This window comes from Streptomyces sp. NBC_01454, assembly GCF_036227565.1.
Classification (GTDB): domain Bacteria; phylum Actinomycetota; class Actinomycetes; order Streptomycetales; family Streptomycetaceae; genus Streptomyces.
The window spans coordinates 2767377-2783915 of sequence record NZ_CP109460.1; the positions used below are offsets into that span (position 1 = coordinate 2767377).

Annotated in this window: 13 protein-coding genes; 3 read left to right on the forward strand and 10 right to left on the reverse strand. The window is 72.8% G+C overall.

Annotated elements, in window-relative coordinates; genetic code table 11:
* Nucleotides 1-3 precede the first annotated feature (3 nt).
* The gene (locus OIU81_RS11950) at nucleotides 4-1656 is read right to left on the reverse strand and encodes a TerD family protein (RefSeq protein ID WP_329146639.1); all 1653 of its coding nucleotides are present in this window, start codon (nucleotides 1654-1656) and stop codon (nucleotides 4-6) included.
* 114 nt (nucleotides 1657-1770) lie between these two features.
* Nucleotides 1771-2397: a M48 metallopeptidase family protein gene (locus tag OIU81_RS11955; protein WP_443073974.1), complete on the reverse strand. Its 627-nt coding sequence runs from the start codon at nucleotides 2395-2397 to the stop codon at nucleotides 1771-1773.
* 176 nt (nucleotides 2398-2573) lie between these two features.
* Here OIU81_RS11955 and OIU81_RS11960 point away from each other — a divergent pair, with 176 nt between their 5' ends.
* Both OIU81_RS11960 and OIU81_RS11965 read left to right on the forward strand, forming a co-directional pair.
* Nucleotides 2574-3701 carry a ThiF family adenylyltransferase gene (locus OIU81_RS11960; protein WP_329146641.1) on the forward strand — a complete coding sequence of 376 codons (1128 nt, stop codon included), beginning with the start codon at nucleotides 2574-2576 and terminating at the stop codon, nucleotides 3699-3701.
* Nucleotides 3702-3757: 56 nt separating this feature from the next.
* Nucleotides 3758-5233: an ABC1 kinase family protein gene (locus OIU81_RS11965; protein WP_329146643.1), complete on the forward strand. Its 1476-nt coding sequence runs from the start codon at nucleotides 3758-3760 to the stop codon at nucleotides 5231-5233.
* Nucleotides 5234-5386: 153 nt separating this feature from the next.
* Here OIU81_RS11965 and OIU81_RS11970 read toward each other — a convergent pair whose 3' ends face one another.
* The 5 genes from OIU81_RS11970 to OIU81_RS11990 form a co-directional block, all read right to left on the reverse strand.
* The gene (locus tag OIU81_RS11970) at nucleotides 5387-5584 is read right to left on the reverse strand and encodes a hypothetical protein (RefSeq protein ID WP_329146645.1); all 198 of its coding nucleotides are present in this window, start codon (nucleotides 5582-5584) and stop codon (nucleotides 5387-5389) included.
* Nucleotides 5585-5686: 102 nt separating this feature from the next.
* Nucleotides 5687-6004 (reverse strand): hypothetical protein, encoded by a 318-nt coding sequence (locus OIU81_RS11975; protein WP_189104251.1) that lies wholly within the window; start codon nucleotides 6002-6004, stop codon nucleotides 5687-5689.
* Nucleotides 6001-6354, reverse strand: a complete 354-nt coding sequence (locus tag OIU81_RS11980) for a WhiB family transcriptional regulator (protein WP_189104249.1) — start codon at nucleotides 6352-6354, stop codon at nucleotides 6001-6003. The genes OIU81_RS11975 and OIU81_RS11980 overlap by 4 nt, the downstream gene beginning before the upstream one ends.
* A 119-nt stretch (nucleotides 6355-6473) precedes the next feature.
* Nucleotides 6474-6794, reverse strand: coding sequence for a hypothetical protein (locus OIU81_RS11985; protein WP_329146653.1), 321 nt, complete (start codon nucleotides 6792-6794; stop codon nucleotides 6474-6476).
* A 145-nt stretch (nucleotides 6795-6939) separates the two neighbouring features.
* Nucleotides 6940-9168: an ATP-dependent DNA helicase UvrD2 gene (locus OIU81_RS11990; RefSeq protein ID WP_329146655.1), complete on the reverse strand. Its 2229-nt coding sequence runs from the start codon at nucleotides 9166-9168 to the stop codon at nucleotides 6940-6942.
* 530 nt (nucleotides 9169-9698) lie between these two features.
* Between OIU81_RS11990 and OIU81_RS11995 the strand changes: the two genes are divergently transcribed.
* Entirely contained in the window at nucleotides 9699-9941 is a 243-nt protein-coding gene (locus tag OIU81_RS11995) for a mycoredoxin (RefSeq protein WP_329146656.1), read from the forward strand.
* A 180-nt stretch (nucleotides 9942-10121) separates the two neighbouring features.
* Here the strand turns inward: OIU81_RS11995 and nudC are convergent, their stop codons facing one another.
* From nudC to OIU81_RS12010, 3 genes are all read right to left on the reverse strand, one after another.
* Complete coding sequence (gene nudC, locus OIU81_RS12000) at nucleotides 10122-11057, reverse strand: NAD(+) diphosphatase (protein ID WP_249638857.1); 936 nt, start codon at nucleotides 11055-11057, stop codon at nucleotides 10122-10124.
* A 76-nt stretch (nucleotides 11058-11133) separates the two neighbouring features.
* Nucleotides 11134-12534, reverse strand: coding sequence for a dipeptidase (locus OIU81_RS12005; RefSeq protein WP_329146660.1), 1401 nt, complete (start codon nucleotides 12532-12534; stop codon nucleotides 11134-11136).
* A gap of 10 nt (nucleotides 12535-12544) precedes the next feature.
* Nucleotides 12545-16153 carry an ATP-dependent DNA helicase gene (locus OIU81_RS12010; protein WP_329146662.1) on the reverse strand — a complete coding sequence of 1203 codons (3609 nt, stop codon included), beginning with the start codon at nucleotides 16151-16153 and terminating at the stop codon, nucleotides 12545-12547.
* Nucleotides 16154-16539: the final 386 nt, after the last annotated feature.

A 16539-nucleotide genomic window follows, 5' to 3' on the forward strand; every position in this document is an offset into this window, starting at 1 on the left:
CCCTCAGACCTCGTAGGGCTGGACGACGATGAAGTTGCCGGGCGCACCGCGGAACTGGAGGTTCACGGTCTCGCCGGAGTGGCCCGGGAAGGCGTGCCGGCGCAGGCTGACCTGGCTGGAGATGATCACCTGCGAGCCGGCGGACCAGGCCACGATGGCGTTGGCGTCGGCGAAGGTGGTCGGGGTGACCGGCAGCACGACCGGGGTGCCCTGGGTCTTGACGACGAGGGTGCCGGTCCCGTGGAACTGCATGGTGAACAGGGCGCCACCGGGGATGCCGTGGCCCTCGATGCGGCGGACCTCGTGCTGCAGCGACTCGTCGAAGGCGAGGACGCTGTCGGCGGACACACAGATCGCGTCGCCCTGCAGCTCGATGGGGTGCACATGGGCGCTGTTCTCGGCGAAGAAGACCTGGCCCTGGCCGGTGCAGCGCATCAGCTGCATTTCCTGGCCGGTGGCGTTGCCGACGATCCGGCCGCGGAAGCCGGCGCCCTTGTAGCCGAAGTCGACCTTGCCCTGGTAGAGCACCATGCTGCCCTGGCGGGCGAGCACCGGCTGGCCGTCGACGCCGAGGTCGACCCGGATCAGCTTGCTGTTCTGCGGGGCCCAGCGCCGGCCGGTGGGTGCTTCCTTGTACTTGTCCAGGACGGCACCGAGGCCGGGGCCGCCGCCCTGGGGGACCGCCGGGGCCTGGGCGCCGGGATACGGGGCACCGGGCGGCGGGGCCGGCTGCCCGTAGGGCGGTGCCTGCGGGGCCTGCTGGCCGGGGAAGCCGCCGGGGACGGTCTGCGGGTGGCCGTACGGGTCCTGACCGGGCGCCGGCTGCCCGTAGGGGGCGGGCGGCTGCTGGCCGGGCGGTCCGGGCACACCGGGCGGCGGTACCGGGCCGGCGGGCGGAGCCAGGGGCGCGGCGATGGTGGGCGCGCTGTGCATCTGCGGGGCGGTGGGCTGCGCGGGCGCCGGCTGCGGGGCGGCCGGGGGCGCCGCGGCGGCGGGCACGGGCTGCTGCGGTACGGGCTCGGTCGCGGGCGCACCGAAGGACGGTGCGGGGGCGGCCGGCCCGGACGGGGGCGCGAAGCCGGGCACGCCCTGCGCCGCGGCGGGCTGCTCGGGTACGGCCCCGTCCTCCTCGGCGACCTCGCCGCCGAAGTTCTTCAGCAGCGCGTCCAGACCGCCGTCGAAGCCCTGGCCGACGGCGGCGAACCGCCAGACGTCCTTGAGGTAGAAGTCGCCGAGCATGACGGCGCGTTCGGTGCTGAACTCGCTGCCGGTGAAGGAGTAGCGGGCGACCTCTTCGCCGCCGGCCACGATCCGGAGGTAGCCGGGCCCGATCCGGGAGACCTGGCCCGCGCCGTCGAGTGCGGCGGTGAAGGTGAGCTTCTGGATCTGCGGCGGAATCTTGTCGAGGGTGACCCGGAAGGACTCGCTGTCGCCGGCCTGCGGGCCGAGCAGCTGGATCGACTCCTCGGGCGAGGTCGGCTGGTTGAAGAAGATGAAGTACCGGTCGTCGGAGAGCCGCTCGTCGGCGTCCAGACCGAAGCAGCTGATGTCGAAGGTCAGGCCGGGCCCGGCGATCTGCACGCCGACGTACAGATCCGTTCCCGCCGTGAGATCACCGATTTTGGCCTTGTGGCCGCGCTGGAATTCCCTGGCCATACGTAACGCCCGTCCCCCGCTCCCGCTGTGAGTTCCTCTGCGCGGCCAGGCTAACCGCTGGCGCCGACAGCGGGCGATGCCGGGGCACGACGGAGGTGGGCGCGCCGCGCGGACTCATTCGCCGCGGGCGGCGGGCAGATGGGGCAGCCGGTCGGCCGCGACCACCCCTTCGAGGTAGCCACGGGCCCGTTCCGTACGGGGGTAGCACTCCAGCAGGCTCCAGAACCGGGGCCCGTGACCGGGGACCAGCAGATGGGCGAGCTCGTGCAGCAGGACGTAGTCGATGACGTACTCGGGCATGCCCTGGAGCCGGTGCGAGAGACGGATGCTTCCCTCGGCCGGTGTGCACGAGCCCCAGCGGGTGTTCTGGTTGGTCACCCAGCGCACCGACGCCGGGCGGGCCCGGCCCTCCAGATACTGGCCGGACAGCCGCCCGGCGCGCGCGGCCAGCTCGCCGTCGCCCAGTATCCGCTTGCTCTCCTGGGCGGCGAGCTTGTCCAGCATGACGGTGACCCAGCGCCGCTCCTCGGCCTCGGACATCCGCGCCGGAATCAGGACGACCGTGCGGTCGCCCTCGCGGTATGCGGAGACCGTTCTGCGCCGTCGTGAGCTGCGGCGCACCTCGACGGCGCTGGTGCCCGCTCCCTGGGCCGTGGGGCTCGGGGCAGTCCGGCGTGAGGTGTCGGGGGCGCGGCGCAGAGGTGTCTCCCCTGAACCGTGGGCGGAAGGGTCGGCGGGCACGCGCCCGACGTTACCCGCTGTCGTTGCGGGAAGTCCCGCCCCGCGGTCGGTTCGCCGCCGAACCACTCCATGGCGTGCACAGCGCGTACGACTGACCCCCCGCCTGTGGATAACTTCCGCACCGATCCGCCGCACGGCGCATGCTGGGGGCCGGACGACGAAGGACGGGGGCACAGATGAGGCATCCGATGCTCAAGCCCGCGCTGCGGCGCGGCTGGCGGGACAGGGAAACCGTGCGGTTCGGCGTGGCACCGGCCCACGCGAAGGTGGTCGGCCCGGTCGACACGGCGACGGGAAGCTTCCTGTCGCTGCTGGACGGCACACGCGACCTGCGGCAACTGACGGAGGAGGCGGCGTTACTCGACCTCCCGCCCGCACACGTACGGGGCGTGGTCGAACGCCTCGGCGCGGCCGGGCTGCTGGAGGCCCCCGCCGAGGGCGGCCCGGCGGCCGAGGCGGTCCGCGCCGACCATGCGGCCTTCTCACAGCTGCGGCCCGACCTGGCCTCTCTCTCGGTGCGGCATCCGGAGCCCGCGGGCGCGCTGGGCCGGATGGGGGCCCGCCGGGCGATCCGGGCCAGGGTCAAGGGGGCGGGCCGGGTCGGTGCCGCGATCGCGGCGCTGCTCTCGGCCTCGGGCATCGGCCGGGTGGAGGTGCTCGACGGCGGCACGGTCCAGCCGGAGGACGTGCTGCCCGGTGGGCTGTCGGCCGAGCGGACCGGCGAGCGGCGCAGCGCCGCCGCGCAACGGCTGGTCCGCCAGGCCTCTCCCTGGAGCCGTACCCCGCGCCCGAGGGTCCCGGTCAGCGAGTGCGGTGAGCCGGGTCTGTCCCTGGTGGTGCTCGCCCCGCGCGACGGCCTCGGCGCGTACGCCCCCGACCCCGTGCTGTCCGAGCCACTGCTGACTGCCGGCATCCCGCACCTTTACGCGGGGGTGATCGAGGGCACGGGAGTGGTGGGTCCGCTGGTGCTGCCCGGTGGTTCGGCCTGTGCCCGCTGCGACGAGCTGCACCGCACGGACGCGGAGCCGGCCTGGCCGCGGCTGCTCGCGCAGTGGCGGTCGGGTCGCGGTTCACCCGCGGTACCGGCTTGTGATGCCGCGTTGGCAACCACGGTCGCGGGCGTCGCCGCCCTCCAGGCGCTGACGTTCCTCGACGGTGAACTGCCGCCGTGCACAGGGGCGCGGATGGAACTCGCCGCGCCCTGTGCCGAGGTACGGACGGTGCCGGTCGCGCCGCATCCGGAGTGCGCCTGCGGTGCCGCCGCTGCACCGTGTACGGCAGGCGCCTCGGATCCTCGGCCGTGACACGCCACAATGACGGAGTAACCCCGGTTGGGGGACAGTGTGAGTTGGAGGGGCGCATGTCTGATCTTCCCCGCAAGGCGGTCACCCGTACCGCCAAGCTGGCCGCGCTGCCACTGGGGTTCGCCGGCCGTGCCACCTGGGGCCTGGGCAAGCGGATCGGCGGCAGATCCGCCGAGATCGTCGGCCGCGAGCTTCAACAGCGCACGGCGGAACAGCTCTTCAAGGTGCTCGGGGAGCTGAAGGGCGGGGCGATGAAGTTCGGGCAGGCGCTGTCCGTCTTCGAGTCGGCGCTGCCCGAGGAGATCGCCGGCCCCTACCGCGCCGCCCTGACGAAGCTTCAGGAAGCGGCGCCGCCGATGCCGACGAGCGCGGTGCACGCGGTGCTGGCGGAGCAGCTCGGCGAGGAGTGGCGGGAGCTGTTCGAAGAGTTCGAGGACAAGCCGGCGGCGGCGGCCTCGATCGGGCAGGTGCACCGTGCGGTGTGGCACGACGGCCGCGAGGTGGCCGTCAAGGTGCAGTATCCGGGCGCGGGCCAGGCGCTGCTGTCGGATCTGACGCAGCTGAGCCGGTTCGCCCGGCTGCTGGGCCCGCTGATGCCGGGTATGGACGTCAAACCGCTGATCACCGAGCTGCGCGACCGGGTCTCGGAGGAGCTGGACTACTCCCTGGAGGCCGAGGCTCAGCGGGCACACGCCGAGGAGTTCGCCGACGACCCGGACGTGGTGGTGCCGTCCGTGGTGCACCAGTGCGAGCAGGTGCTGGTGACGGAGTGGATGGACGGGGTACCGCTGTCCGAGGTGATCACGGACGGCACCAACGAGCAGCGGGACCGGGCCGGTCAGCTCCTGGCCCGCTTCCTCTTCTCCGGCCCGGCCCGTACGGGTCTGCTGCACGCCGATCCACACCCGGGCAACTTCCGGCTGCTGGCCGGGGACGACCCGGACGGCCCGGTCGGGGAGTGGCGGCTGGGGGTGCTGGACTTCGGCACCGTGGACCGGCTGCCCGACGGACTGCCGCCGACGATCGGCAGCTCGCTGCGGATGACGCTCGACGGCGAGGCGGACGCCGTCTACCAGCTGCTCTGCGAGGAGGGCTTCGTCCGCGAGTCCATCGAGCTGGAACCGGACGCGGTGCTGGAGTACCTGCTGCCGATCATCGAACCGGCTCAGGCGGACGAGTTCACCTTCACCCGGAGCTGGATGCGCCATCAGGCGGCGCGGGTCGGCGATCTGCGCTCCCCCGCCCATCAGTTGGGCAAGCAGCTCAATCTGCCGCCCGCCTATCTGTTGATCCACCGGGTGACGCTGAGCACGATCGGGGTGCTGTGCCAGCTGGGGGCGACGGTACGGCTGCGCGACGAACTGGAGGCCTGGCTGCCCGGCTTCGTCCCCGAGGAGGAGCCGCCCGGCCCGGACGTCACCGAGGTCACCACCGCCCTCGGCGCGGAGCACGGGACAGAACTCGATACGGAGACCGGCACAGCCGTCGGTGCGGGACTCCGCAAGGGGGCCGTCGAGGAGACCAGGGCCTGAGCCCGTGGGCCGGGCCTCTTGTCCGCTCCGGCCACGGGAGCGGACAAGAGCGGGCACGGTGGCCGGCCCGGCATGTCTGCGGCGCATGCCGGCGCGGCCGGGCCGCTCCCGGGGGCTATCCCGGCCCCACTCCCCCGGTGGTGACGCCCGGCCTCACCACCAGCTTGAATCCAGGCGTCCCTCGATGGCGCGGATGTTCTTCCGCGCGCAGGTGTCGCAGTAGTAGCGGCGCTCACCGTTCTCGACGGAGAGCGTCCAGGTCGGCGGGGGGCCCTCGGCGACCGCGCCGCAGCCGGCACACTCCGTGTTCCCGTCCGCCAGTTCCGCCTGTTCATGCGTCCTCTGGTCCACCGTCCGACGATAGCCCCGTCCTCCGCAACACACGGGATCCCACGCACCACGGGGCCCGCCCTGTCGGACGGACCCCGTGGACGGCGGCATCAGTGCACCGCCTTACTGCATCACGGCCATGGCCAGCGCACGGCGGGCCCGGAGCGAAGCGCGCTCGGCACGCCGCTGCATACGCCTCGCGGCGGCGAGCCGATGGGCCCTGCGTTCTGATTCGGCCTCCCGCAGGCGTTCGTGCATATGCGCACGTGCCAGGGCTTCTGGGATGAGTTGCATGGCGAGGTTCCTGTTCTGACGCGACTCGATCGCATCGGCATTCACGGGGACGGGGGTGTCGGTGAGAGTGGGGTTCATCGTGAGGTCCTGCTTCTGGGGATCCCGGGTGACGGGATGGTCGATCGTTCCTGTACCGAAGGCGTTCATGCCACAACCGGGTTCTTGCGCGGACGGCCACGCGGCCGCTTCCGGGGCACGACGACGCCCTGGACGAAGAGTTCGCCGCCCCAGACGCCCCACGGCTCACGCCGGTCCTTGGCGCCGGCGAGGCATGCCTCACGCACCGGACAGGTCTGACACAGGGTCTTGGCGTACTCGACGTCGGCCGGGGACTCCGCGAAGAAGACCTCCGGGTCGTAGGTGCGGCACGGAACAGCGGCGCCGAGGCGGTCGATCTCGTCGTCGAGCTCGGTGAGGGGAAGCAAGGAGTTCTCCTGAGGGTCAGGCGGAGGGATCAGGTCGGTCGCTACGGACGGGGTGTGCGTCTGCAGTTGCACGGTGGTGTGTTCCTCGTCTGTTCGGTCCGGCTGGTGGCCGGACGCTGGGGCAAACAAAAGGGCCGCGGATCCCGGTGTGGGTTCCGCGGCCCTGGAAGGTGCCGACCTGATCTCGCTGATCAGGCTGGATCTCTCCAGGGTTCGAGGCCGCGGTAGGCCCACATGTCATGCGTCTGGTACTGCTGCCGGGATTCGGCACCGTTGGCCGCCGCGAAGGCAAGGGCATTCGCCGATGCCGCCACTGCTGCTACCGCAGGTGCCTCGGTCGGTCGCGCGGTGCGCTCACTGCGCGTCAGCACAGCGAGGGACTCGGGGCGCGCGACCTCGGTACCGGACGGGCGGCCGAAGCCGGACAGACCGGTGCCAAGGAGCGAAGTGCCGAGCGGGCAGGCGGCGACCGAGAGATCGGTCATTTTGTTCGTCTCAATGAAGCTGATCACTGGGCTCGCCTCCTCTCGGCGTCTCGGTGGACCGGGAATCCCGTTCCAGGGCGTTCAAGTACATCACGGATCGAGCGGATCTCGGAAAGAAACCGTTGTCTCCGTTGCTCCCGAAGGCTATGGGGCTGTGCTCCGCGGGCGCAAACTATTTTTCCGACGAGTTTTCCGCGGGTCCTTCGGACGCCTCTTCCGAGGCTCCCACGAGCTCCTCGCCGGCGCAGATCGCCAGCACGTCACTGCCGTAACGGTCGAACTTGCGCCGCCCCACTCCTGAGATGACCGCGAGCTCCGATGCGGTTCCCGGAACGGCCTCCGCGATCGCCATCAGGGTCTTGTCGGTGAAGACGCAGTAGGCGGGCTGCCGGGAACGCGCCGCCTGCTCGGTCCGCCACTCGCACAGCCGCGCGTACAGCGCCTCGTCGAGCTCCGAGGGGCAGTCCTCGCACCGCATCAGCTTCATCTCGCCCGCGTCCGTCAGCGTCCGGTTGCAGACCCGGCAGCGCGCCGGACTGCGGTGCCGCGGACGCCGCGCCACCGCCGCCGTCCCCTCGCCGCGCTCGACGCCCCCGGAGACCGCGCCCGGCGTGCGACGGCCGGGCACCGTCCCCGAACCGGGCCGCAGGCCGGTCAGGAACCGGCTGGCGCGGCGGGAGGCCCGCCCCCCGGGCGAACGGGACAGCGACCAGGACAGGCCCAGATGCAACCGGGCGCGGGTGACGCCGACATACAGCAGCCGGCGCTCCTCCTCCACCTGCTCGTCGGTCCTGGCGTAGGTGATCGGCATCATGCCTTCGGTCAGACCGACCAGGAACACGGCGTCCCACTCCAGGCCCTTGGCCGCGTGCAGGGACGCGAGCGTGACCCCTTCAACCGTCGGGGCGTGCTGGGCGTTGGCCCGCTCGTCCAACTCGGCGACGAGATCGGCGAGAGTGGCCGCGGGCCGCGCCCCGGCGAAGTCCTCGGCGAGCCGCACCAGAGCCGCCAGCGACTCCCAGCGGTCGCGCACCGCGCCGGAACCAGCCGGCGGCCGGCTGGTCCAGCCCATGTCGCTGAGCACCGCCCGCACCTCGGACGGCAGGTCCACGGCGTCGTCGAGCAGCGCGTCGTTGCCGCCGAAGCGGGCGGCGCCCCGCAGCTTGACGCCCGCCTCCCGTACCTCCGGGCGCTCGAAGAACCGCTCGGCGCCCCGCAGCTGATACGGCACACCGACATCGGCCAGCGCCTGCTCATAGACCTCGGACTGGGCATTGACGCGGAAGAGCACGGCGATCTCGCTGGCCGGCACGCCGGAGGCGATCAGATCGCGGATCCGGCGGGCGGTGCCCTCGGCCTCGGCGGGCTCGTCGGCGTACTCCGTGTACACCGGCTCGGGGCCCGCCTCGCGCTGCGAGATCAGCTCCAGGCGGTGCTCGGCGGCACGCCCCTTGGCCTGGGAGAGCAGACCGTTGGCGAGATGCACGACCTGCGGGCTGGAACGGTAGTCACGGACGAGCTTGACGACCGTCGCCTGTGGATGGCGCGTACGGAAGTTGAGGAGATGGTCGGGGGTGGCCCCGGTGAAGCTGTAGATCGTCTGGCTGGCGTCGCCGACCACACAGAGAGTGTCGCGGTCCCCCAGCCACAGCTCCAGCAGCCGCTGCTGGAGCGGGCTGACGTCCTGGTACTCGTCCACGACGAAGTGCTGGTACTGCGAACGGACCTGCTCGGCGATGTCGTGCCGGTCCTGCAGCACCCCCACCGTGAGCAGCAGCACATCCTCGAAGTCGATGCGGCCCCGCTCCCGCTTGAGCTCCTCGTACGTCCCGTAGATCTGCCCGACTTCCGCCGGGTCGCGAGGGGCCTCACGGCCGGCCTTGATAACCGCGGCCGGATAGTCGGCCGGCACGGTCTGGGTGACCTTGGACCACTCGATCTCGGCCGTGACATCCCGCAGCTCATTACGGTCCAGCCGGATGCGGCAGCGGGCGGCGGCCTCGGCGACCACCTGGATCTTGCGCTCCAGCAGCCGCGGGACCTCACCGCCGACGGCCTTCGGCCAGAAGAACTGCAGCTGGCGCAGCGCCGCGGAGTGGAACGTCCTGGCCTGGACCCCGCCGGCACCGAGCTGCCGCAGCCGGCCGCGCATCTCACCTGCCGCCCGCGCCGTGAACGTGACAGCGAGCACACTCGCGGGCTGCAGGATCCCGGCGCGCACGCCGTACGCGATCCGGTGGGTGATCGCGCGGGTCTTGCCCGTGCCGGCGCCGGCCAGCACACACACCGGACCGTGCAGAGCCGTCGCGACCTCGCGCTGCTCGGGGTCGAGCCCTTCGAGCACCGCGTCGGCCGAGTCCGGCACCTGCGGGAAAGGAGAGGAGTCCGTTGCTGCTGTCACCCCGCCATGCTGCCAGGTCCGCAGAGGCGCCCGGGAAACCTGTCCACAGCCGCCCTCCCCGGTCCTACGTATCGCGTCCGCTGTGGACAACGGCCGACGCGCAGGCCCGGCAAATGCTTTGCTGAGTCAGCGGCAGGCGAGCGGGAGGATGCGGAGCGGCGGGAGGCCGGGGGCAGGGGCAGGGCTGGGGCCGGGGACGGGGCCGGGGACGGGCCAGGGGTGGCTTTGGCTGGGTCGGGGGCAGCTCGGGGGGGGCGACGGCTTCGGTCGGTGGGGGCGTGGGGTGGGGAGGGGGTGGGGGTGGGGCCCCCAAGGCCGGCCTACGAGATCGGGCTCACACTCGGGCCGAGCCACGCTGGGCCTAGCCGAGCCGAGCCGAGCCGGGCTGGGCCGGACTGGGCCCGCGCCCGGCCCCCCAGCTCCCCCCGCCGGGAATGGCCGGCCCCCGATGTACGTTGTGGTGCTTGGCCGCGCCGAACACAGCCGGCGGGTGATATCGGATCACGACTTATCGAAGGAGCACGGGGCGCATGGCGGGCACTGTGACGATGTACAGCACGACCTGGTGCGGTTACTGCCGTCGGCTGAAGGGCCAGATGGACCGCGAGGGCATCACGTACACCGAGATCAACATCGAGCACGACCCGGAGTCGGCGGAGTTCGTGGAGAAGGCGAACGGCGGCAACCAGACGGTTCCGACCGTGCTGTTCCCCGACGGCTCGACGCTGACCAACCCGTCCCTTGCGCAGGTCAAGCAGAAGGTCGGCGTCTGACCCCAGAGGTCGGCGTCTGACACGCACGACCTCCGGCGCGCGGAAGGCCGGCGTCCGGCCCCGGGCCGCCGGCCGGAGTCCCTGTGGGACCCGGCCGGCGGCCTTCCGCGCGCCGGTGACGGCGCTACGCCCGCGCGGCCCTCGCAGCGCGCTCAGCGCCGTATCCCGCCCTCGCGCCGGTCACGGCTTGGGCAGCGGCTTGCCGTACCAGAGCTCGATCAGGCGGGCGGCGATGGAGATGCCGTACGGCGGGAGGACCTCGCCGGATTCGAAGGCGGCGCGCAGGTCCTCGCGGGAGAACCAGCGGGCCTCTTCGATCTCCTCGCCGTCGACCTGGATCTCGGACGAGGTGGCGCGGGCCATGAAGCCCAGCATCAGGCTGGAGGGGAAGGGCCAGGGCTGGCTGGCGATGTACTCGACGTCGCCGACGACCACGCCGGCCTCCTCGAAGACCTCACGGGCCACCGAGTGCTCGATGGACTCGCCCGGCTCGACGAAGCCCGCAAGCGTGGAGAAGCGGCCCTCGGGCCAGTGCACCTGACGGCCGAGGAGGGCGCGGTCCTCCTCATCCGTGACGAGCATGATCACGGCCGGGTCGGTGCGCGGGTAGTGCTCGGCACCGCAGGCCGGGCAGCGTCGGATGTGGCCGGCGGCGGCGATGACGGTGCGTTCGCCGCAGCGTGAGCAGAAGCGGTGCAGGCGCTGCCAGTTTTCGAGGGCCACGGCGTGGACGAGGAGACCGGCGTCGCGGGGCGACAGCAGCAGGCCGGCCTCGCGCAGGCCCGCCGGGCGCGCGGACTGGTCCATGCGTCCGGGCAGCGAGTCCTTCTGGAGGGCGAAGTAGCTCACGCCCTCGTCGTCGGTGCCGAGGTAGTAGCGGTGCGCCTCGGTCAGGGGCGCCTCGAAGGTCGGCGTCATGATCAGTTCGGTGCGGCCGTCGGGGGTGTCGTCGATCAGTGCCTGGCCACCGGACACCACGAAGACGCGCGTCGTCGGGTGGCTCCAGGCCGCCGCCAGCCAGGCCTCGTCGAGACGGTGGTGGGCCGAGCGGTCGATCCCGCTCGGCGCGCTGAACGTGAGCGGCCGGTCGGCGGTGTGGTCGGTCCAGGTGGTCACTGCTGTTTCCAACTCCCCCTGTGGCGTGGGTGATTGCTGCGTGCGGGCGCGGAACGGTGCGGCGGTGCGCGTCCGGTCAAGCGGGGCGCCAGGTCTCCGCCAGGTCGCCCCACAGGTGGGCGGTGGTCTCGACGCCCTTCATCAGCAGGTCGAGTTCGACCTTTTCGTTCGGGGCGTGCCAGCCGTCGGAGGGGACGGAGATGCCGAGGAAGAGGACCGGGACGCCGAGGACGTCCTGGAGGTCGGCCGCCGGCCCGGAACCGCCTTCGCGGGTGAAGCGGATCTTCTGGCCGAACGCCCGGCCCATGGCGCGGACGACGGACTGGAGGGCGGGGTGGTCGAGCGGGGTGAGGCAGGGGCGGGTGGCGCCCCAGAAGGTGATCTCGTGGCGGATGCCGGCCGGGAGCCGCGCGGCGACCCAGTCGCGGACGGACTGCTGGACGGCGGCCGCGTCCTGGCCGGCGACCAGCCGGAAGGAGAGCTTCAGCTGGGCGGTGGAGGGGACGACGGTCTTGCCGCCGGGGCCCTGGTAGCCGCCGCTGATGCCGTTGACCTCGGCGGTGGGGCGGGCCCAGATGCGCTCCAGGGTCGTGCTGCCGGCCTCGCCGAGGGAGGCGTGGGAGTGCGCGGTGCGCAGCCACTCCTCCTCGTCGAAGGGCAGCTCGGCGAAGAGTGCCCGCTCGCGGGCGGTGAGCTCGATCACGCCGTCGTAGAAGCCGGGGACGGCGACGCGGCGGTCGGTGTCGTGCAGGGCGGCGGCCAGCCGGGCGGCCTCGGTGGCGGGGTTGGGGACCGCGCCGCCGAACGAGCCGGAGTGGATGTCCTGGTCGGGGCCGTGGAGATCGATCTGACAGTCCGTCAGGCCGCGCATGCCGGTGCAGACGGTGGGGGTGTCCCTCGACCACATGCCGGTGTCGGAGACGACCACCGTGTCGCAGGCGAGGCGGTCGGCGTGCTTCTCGATCAGGGCCGGGAAGTTCGGTGAGCCGGACTCCTCCTCGCCCTCGATGAGCAGCTTGAGGTTGACGGCGGGGGCGGTGCGGCCGGTGGCGGCGAGGTGTGCGCGGACGCCCAGGGTGTGGAAGAAGACCTGTCCCTTGTCGTCGGCGGCACCGCGGGCGTAGAGCTTGCCGTCGACGGTCTGCGGGACGAAGGGGTCGGTGTGCCAGCCGTCCTCGTGGGCGGCGGGCTGGACGTCGTGGTGGCCGTAGACGAGCACGGTGGGTGCGGACGGGTCCCCGGAGGGCCATTCGGCGAAGACCGCGGGCAGGCCGCCGGTTTCCCAGATCTCGCTGGTCGGGAAGCCCGTTTCGGTGAGCTTCGCGGCGAGCCATTCGGCGCTGCGGCGCACGTCGCCGGCGCGTTCCGGGTCGGCGGACACGGAGGGGATGCGCAGCCATTCGGCGAGGTCGTCGAGGAAGGCTTCGCGGTGGGCGGCGAGGTACGCGCGGACGGCGCTGTCCGGGGTGGTGCTCATATGGCCGAGCCTATCGGCCTTCCGGGGGATGCCCGTCGGCGGTCTCGCCGAGCAGGATGCGTTCGAGTCCGGCCCGGCCGGGCAGCCGGGCGGGTCTGACCACCTCGCCGCTGCGGACGTAGAGGAAGGCGGCGTCGACGGCGGCGGGCTCGAGGCCGTGGCGCTCGGCCCAGGCGAGGCGGTAGACGGCCAGCTGGAGGGGGTCGGCGGTGTGGGTGCGGCCGGTTTTCCAGTCGACGATCTCGAAGCGGTCGCCGTGGGGGCCGGGCTCCTTGTAGACGGCGTCGATGCGGCCGCGGATCACCCGTCCGGCGAGCGTCAGCTGGAAGGGCGCCTCGACACGGAAGGGGGTGCGGTGGGCGTAGGGGGTGCGGGCGAAGGCTTCCTTGAGGGTTTCGAGGTCGTGTTCGTCGGCGATCTGGGCGTCCTCGCCCTCTTCGGCGCCCGGCAGCTCGTCGGGGCCGAGCAGGGGCAGGGTCAGCTCTTCGAAGCGGGATTCGACCCAGGCGTGGAAGCGGGTGCCGCGGCGGGCGCCGGGTTGTGGCGGGCGCGGCATGGGGCGGGCCAGTTCGCGGGCGAAGCCGTCCGGGTCGGCGGCGAGGCGGAGCAGCTGGGTGGCGCTGAGCGCGGAGGGCAGCGGGACCTCGCGGACGGTGGCGCGGGAGCGGCGCAGTTCGGCGGCGAGCGCCTCCAGGTCACGGTCCCAGGAGCCGACGGTGCGGCGTTCCTCGGGGAGGAGGGTGGCGGGCGCCTCCTCGTGGGGCGCGGTGTGGCCGTCGTGGGGAGCGTCGTCCGGGTCGGTGAGGTCGGGCTCCGTGGCGCGCTGGGCGCCGATACGGGGGCGGGGCGGGGCCGGGGCGGCGTCGGGGAGGTCGTGCGGCGGGGCGTCGTCGAAGGGGTCGTCGAACGGCTCGGCTTCGGGGCCGTCGAACGGGTCGGCCTCGGGACCGTCGAACGGGTCGGCTTCCGGGACGTCGAACGGGTCCGTGTCCCAGGCGTCGTCGTCGGCCGGGGCCGGCGGCCACTCGGGGTCGTGGGCGGGGAGGGCGGCCGGGGTGGCAAAGGGGGGTGCCGGATCGTCCGTCCGGCGGGCCAGGTGGGCGTGGACGGTGGCGGCGGCGGCGCGGCGGCGGGCGGTGGCCGTGGGGTCGAGGGGCAGTGGCCAGGCCTGTTCGGTGGCGGCTTCGGCGAGAGCCGGGTTCTCCTCGCCGTCCTCGGGGGCCGCGGCCCAGTGCTCGATCTCGCCGTGTCCGGCTTCGCAGTGGGTGCGCAGCGCCTCCAGGAAGACGGACGGGCCGCGCGGCCGCTTCTGGTGGGGTCCCCACCAGTGGCCGGAGCCGAGCAGCAGGGAGCGGGGGCGGGTGAAGGTGACGTAGCCGAGGCGGAGTTCCTCGGTTTCCTGGTGGTGCTTCATCGCCTCCTTGAAGTCTTTCAGGCCGCGGGCGGTCCATTCCGTGACGTCGGGGAGGGTGGCGGCGTCACCGCGCAGGGTGTGCGGGAGGACCTTGGGCCGGCTGGTCCAGGACTCGCGGGCCTGTTCGCTGGGGAACTGCTTGGTGACCAGGCCGGGTACGGCGACGACGTCCCATTCCAGGCCCTTGGACTTGTGGGCGGTCAGCACCTTGACGGTGTTGTCGCCGCCGGGCAGGGAACTGTCCAGGCCCTTTTCGTACTGGACGGCGGTGCGCAGAAAGCCGAGGAAGGCGAGGAGGGTGGCGTCGCCGTCGAGGGATTCGCCACCCTGTTTGGCGGCGAAGCCGGCCGCGATGTCGAGGAAGGTGCCGAGGGTTTCGCGGCGGCGGGCGGCGAGGGCGTGGGGTGAGGCGGACAGCTCGACCTCCAGGCCGGTGGTGGCCAGGACCCGGTGGAGTACGTCCATGAGGGGGTCGCCGAGGGAGCGGCGCAGGTCGCGGAGTTCGGTGGCGAGGTGGGCGAAGCGGACCCGGGCCTCGGCGGAGAAGGGGAGGCCGTCATCGGGGCCGTCGGCCGCCAGGAAGGTGTCGAGGGCGTCGGCGAGCGAGATGGTCTCGGCCGGGTCGACGCCCTCGACGGCCTGGGCGAGGCGTTGTGCCGGGTCGTCGGAGGGGGCCTGGTGGTGGACGAGGGTGCGGGCGCGGCGGCCCAGGAGCGCGAGGTCGCGGGGGCCGATCCGCCAGCGGGGGCCGGTCAGCAGGCGGACCAGGGCGGCGTTGGCGGTGGGGTCCTGGAGGACGTCGCAGACGGCGACGAGGTCGGCGATCTCGGGCAGATGCAGCAGGCCGGAGAGGCCGACGACCTCGACGGGGACGTCCCGGGCGACGAGTTCCCCCTGGATGTGGGCGAAGTCGGCGGCGGTGCGGCAGAGCACGGCGATCTCGCCGGGGGGTGTGCCGGTGCCCACGAGGTGGGCGAGGGAGTCGGCGAGCCAGGTGAGTTCTTCGGCGTGGGTGGGCAGCAGGGCGCAGCGGACGAGGCCGTCGCGCTCGGCGCCGGGGGCGGGGCGCAGTGCCTCGACGCCTTCGTGCCGTTCGCGGAGGGGGGCGGCGAGTGCGTTGGCGAGGTCGAGGAGGCGGCCGCCGCTGCGGCGGTTCTCGCTGAGGGCCAGGCGGCGGGCGGGGGTGCCGTCGGGGAAGGGGAAGTGGGCGGGGAAGTCGTCGAGGTTGGCCACGGAGGCGCCGCGCCAGCCGTAGATGGCCTGGCAGGGGTCGCCGACGGCGGTGACCGCATGCCCGGTGGCAGCCCCGGTGCCGGCGCCGAAGAGGCCGGAGAGCAATAGCCGTTGGGCGACGGAGGTGTCCTGGTACTCGTCGAGGAGGACGACGCGGAATTCGTCGCGCAGGAGGCGGCCGACCTCGGGACGGGTGGTGGCGAGGGTGGCGGAGTGGGCGATCTGGTCGCCGAAGTCGAGGAGGTCGCGGCGGCGCTTCTCGTCCCGGTAGGCGGTGACGAGGTCGAGGAGTTCCAGGCGGCCGCGGGCGGTTTCGGGGGCCTTGCGCAGGTCGGCGTTGGTGAGGGTGACGCCGTCGAGGGCGGCGAGCAGCTCGGTGTCGTGGGCGCGGAGTGCGGCGGGGTCGACGAGGTGCTCGGAGAGTTCGGCGTCGAGGGCGAGGAGGTCCTCCACAAGGGAGGGCAGGGAGGTGGTGAGGGACGGGTAGGGGCCGGGGGCGGTGCGCAGGGTGCGGGCGGCGAGCTGGAAGCGGGTGGCGTCGGCGAGGAGCCGGGCGCTGGGTTCCAGGCCGACGCGCAGGCCGTGGTCCTTGAGGAGCTGGCCGGCGAAGGCGTGGTAGGTGGAGATCCGCGGCTCTCCGGGGGGCTGGCCGGTGGCGGCTCCGCCGTCGTCGAGCGGGAGGGCGTCCGGGTCGGTGACGCCGGCGGCGAGGAGGGCGGCCCGGACGCGTTCGGCCAGCTCGCCGGCCGCCTTGTTGGTGAAGGTCAGGCCGAGGACCTGCTCGGGGGCGACCTGGCCGGTGCCGACCAGCCACACGACGCGTGCGGCCATGACCGTGGTCTTGCCGGAGCCGGCTCCGGCCACGATGACCTGCGGGGCGGGCGGGGCGGTGATGCACTCCGTCTGCTCCGGTGTGAACGGGATGCCGAGGAGCTCCTTGAGCTGCTCGGGGTCGGTGAGGCGAGCTGACACAGCGAAAACCGTAGCGGTCGCCACTGACAATCCGCTGCGCTGGGCTGGCTTCCCACGTTGTCGGCTTTTCCGCCGTGGTTGTTTCTCGCCGTTGCGCCTGCGGCGGGCCGGTCCGCTGCGCTTGGCTGACTTCCAACGTTCTGGCTTCCCGCCGTGGGGGTTGTTCGCCGTTGCGCCTGCGGCGGGCGGGTGGGTGTGGGGTGCGGTGACGGACCTCCGGGGGTGGGTGTTCGGACTGCTTCGCTTTACGTCCGAACACCCACCCCCTCCGGCCCGTCCCCTCCCGTGGGGGGATGAGTGAACGTGTGTGGGGGCGGGCCACCGATGGCCGTCTTGGTACGACCGTCCAGGCGCGCTGGACCAGCTACGTCCACCCCCACCGGCTG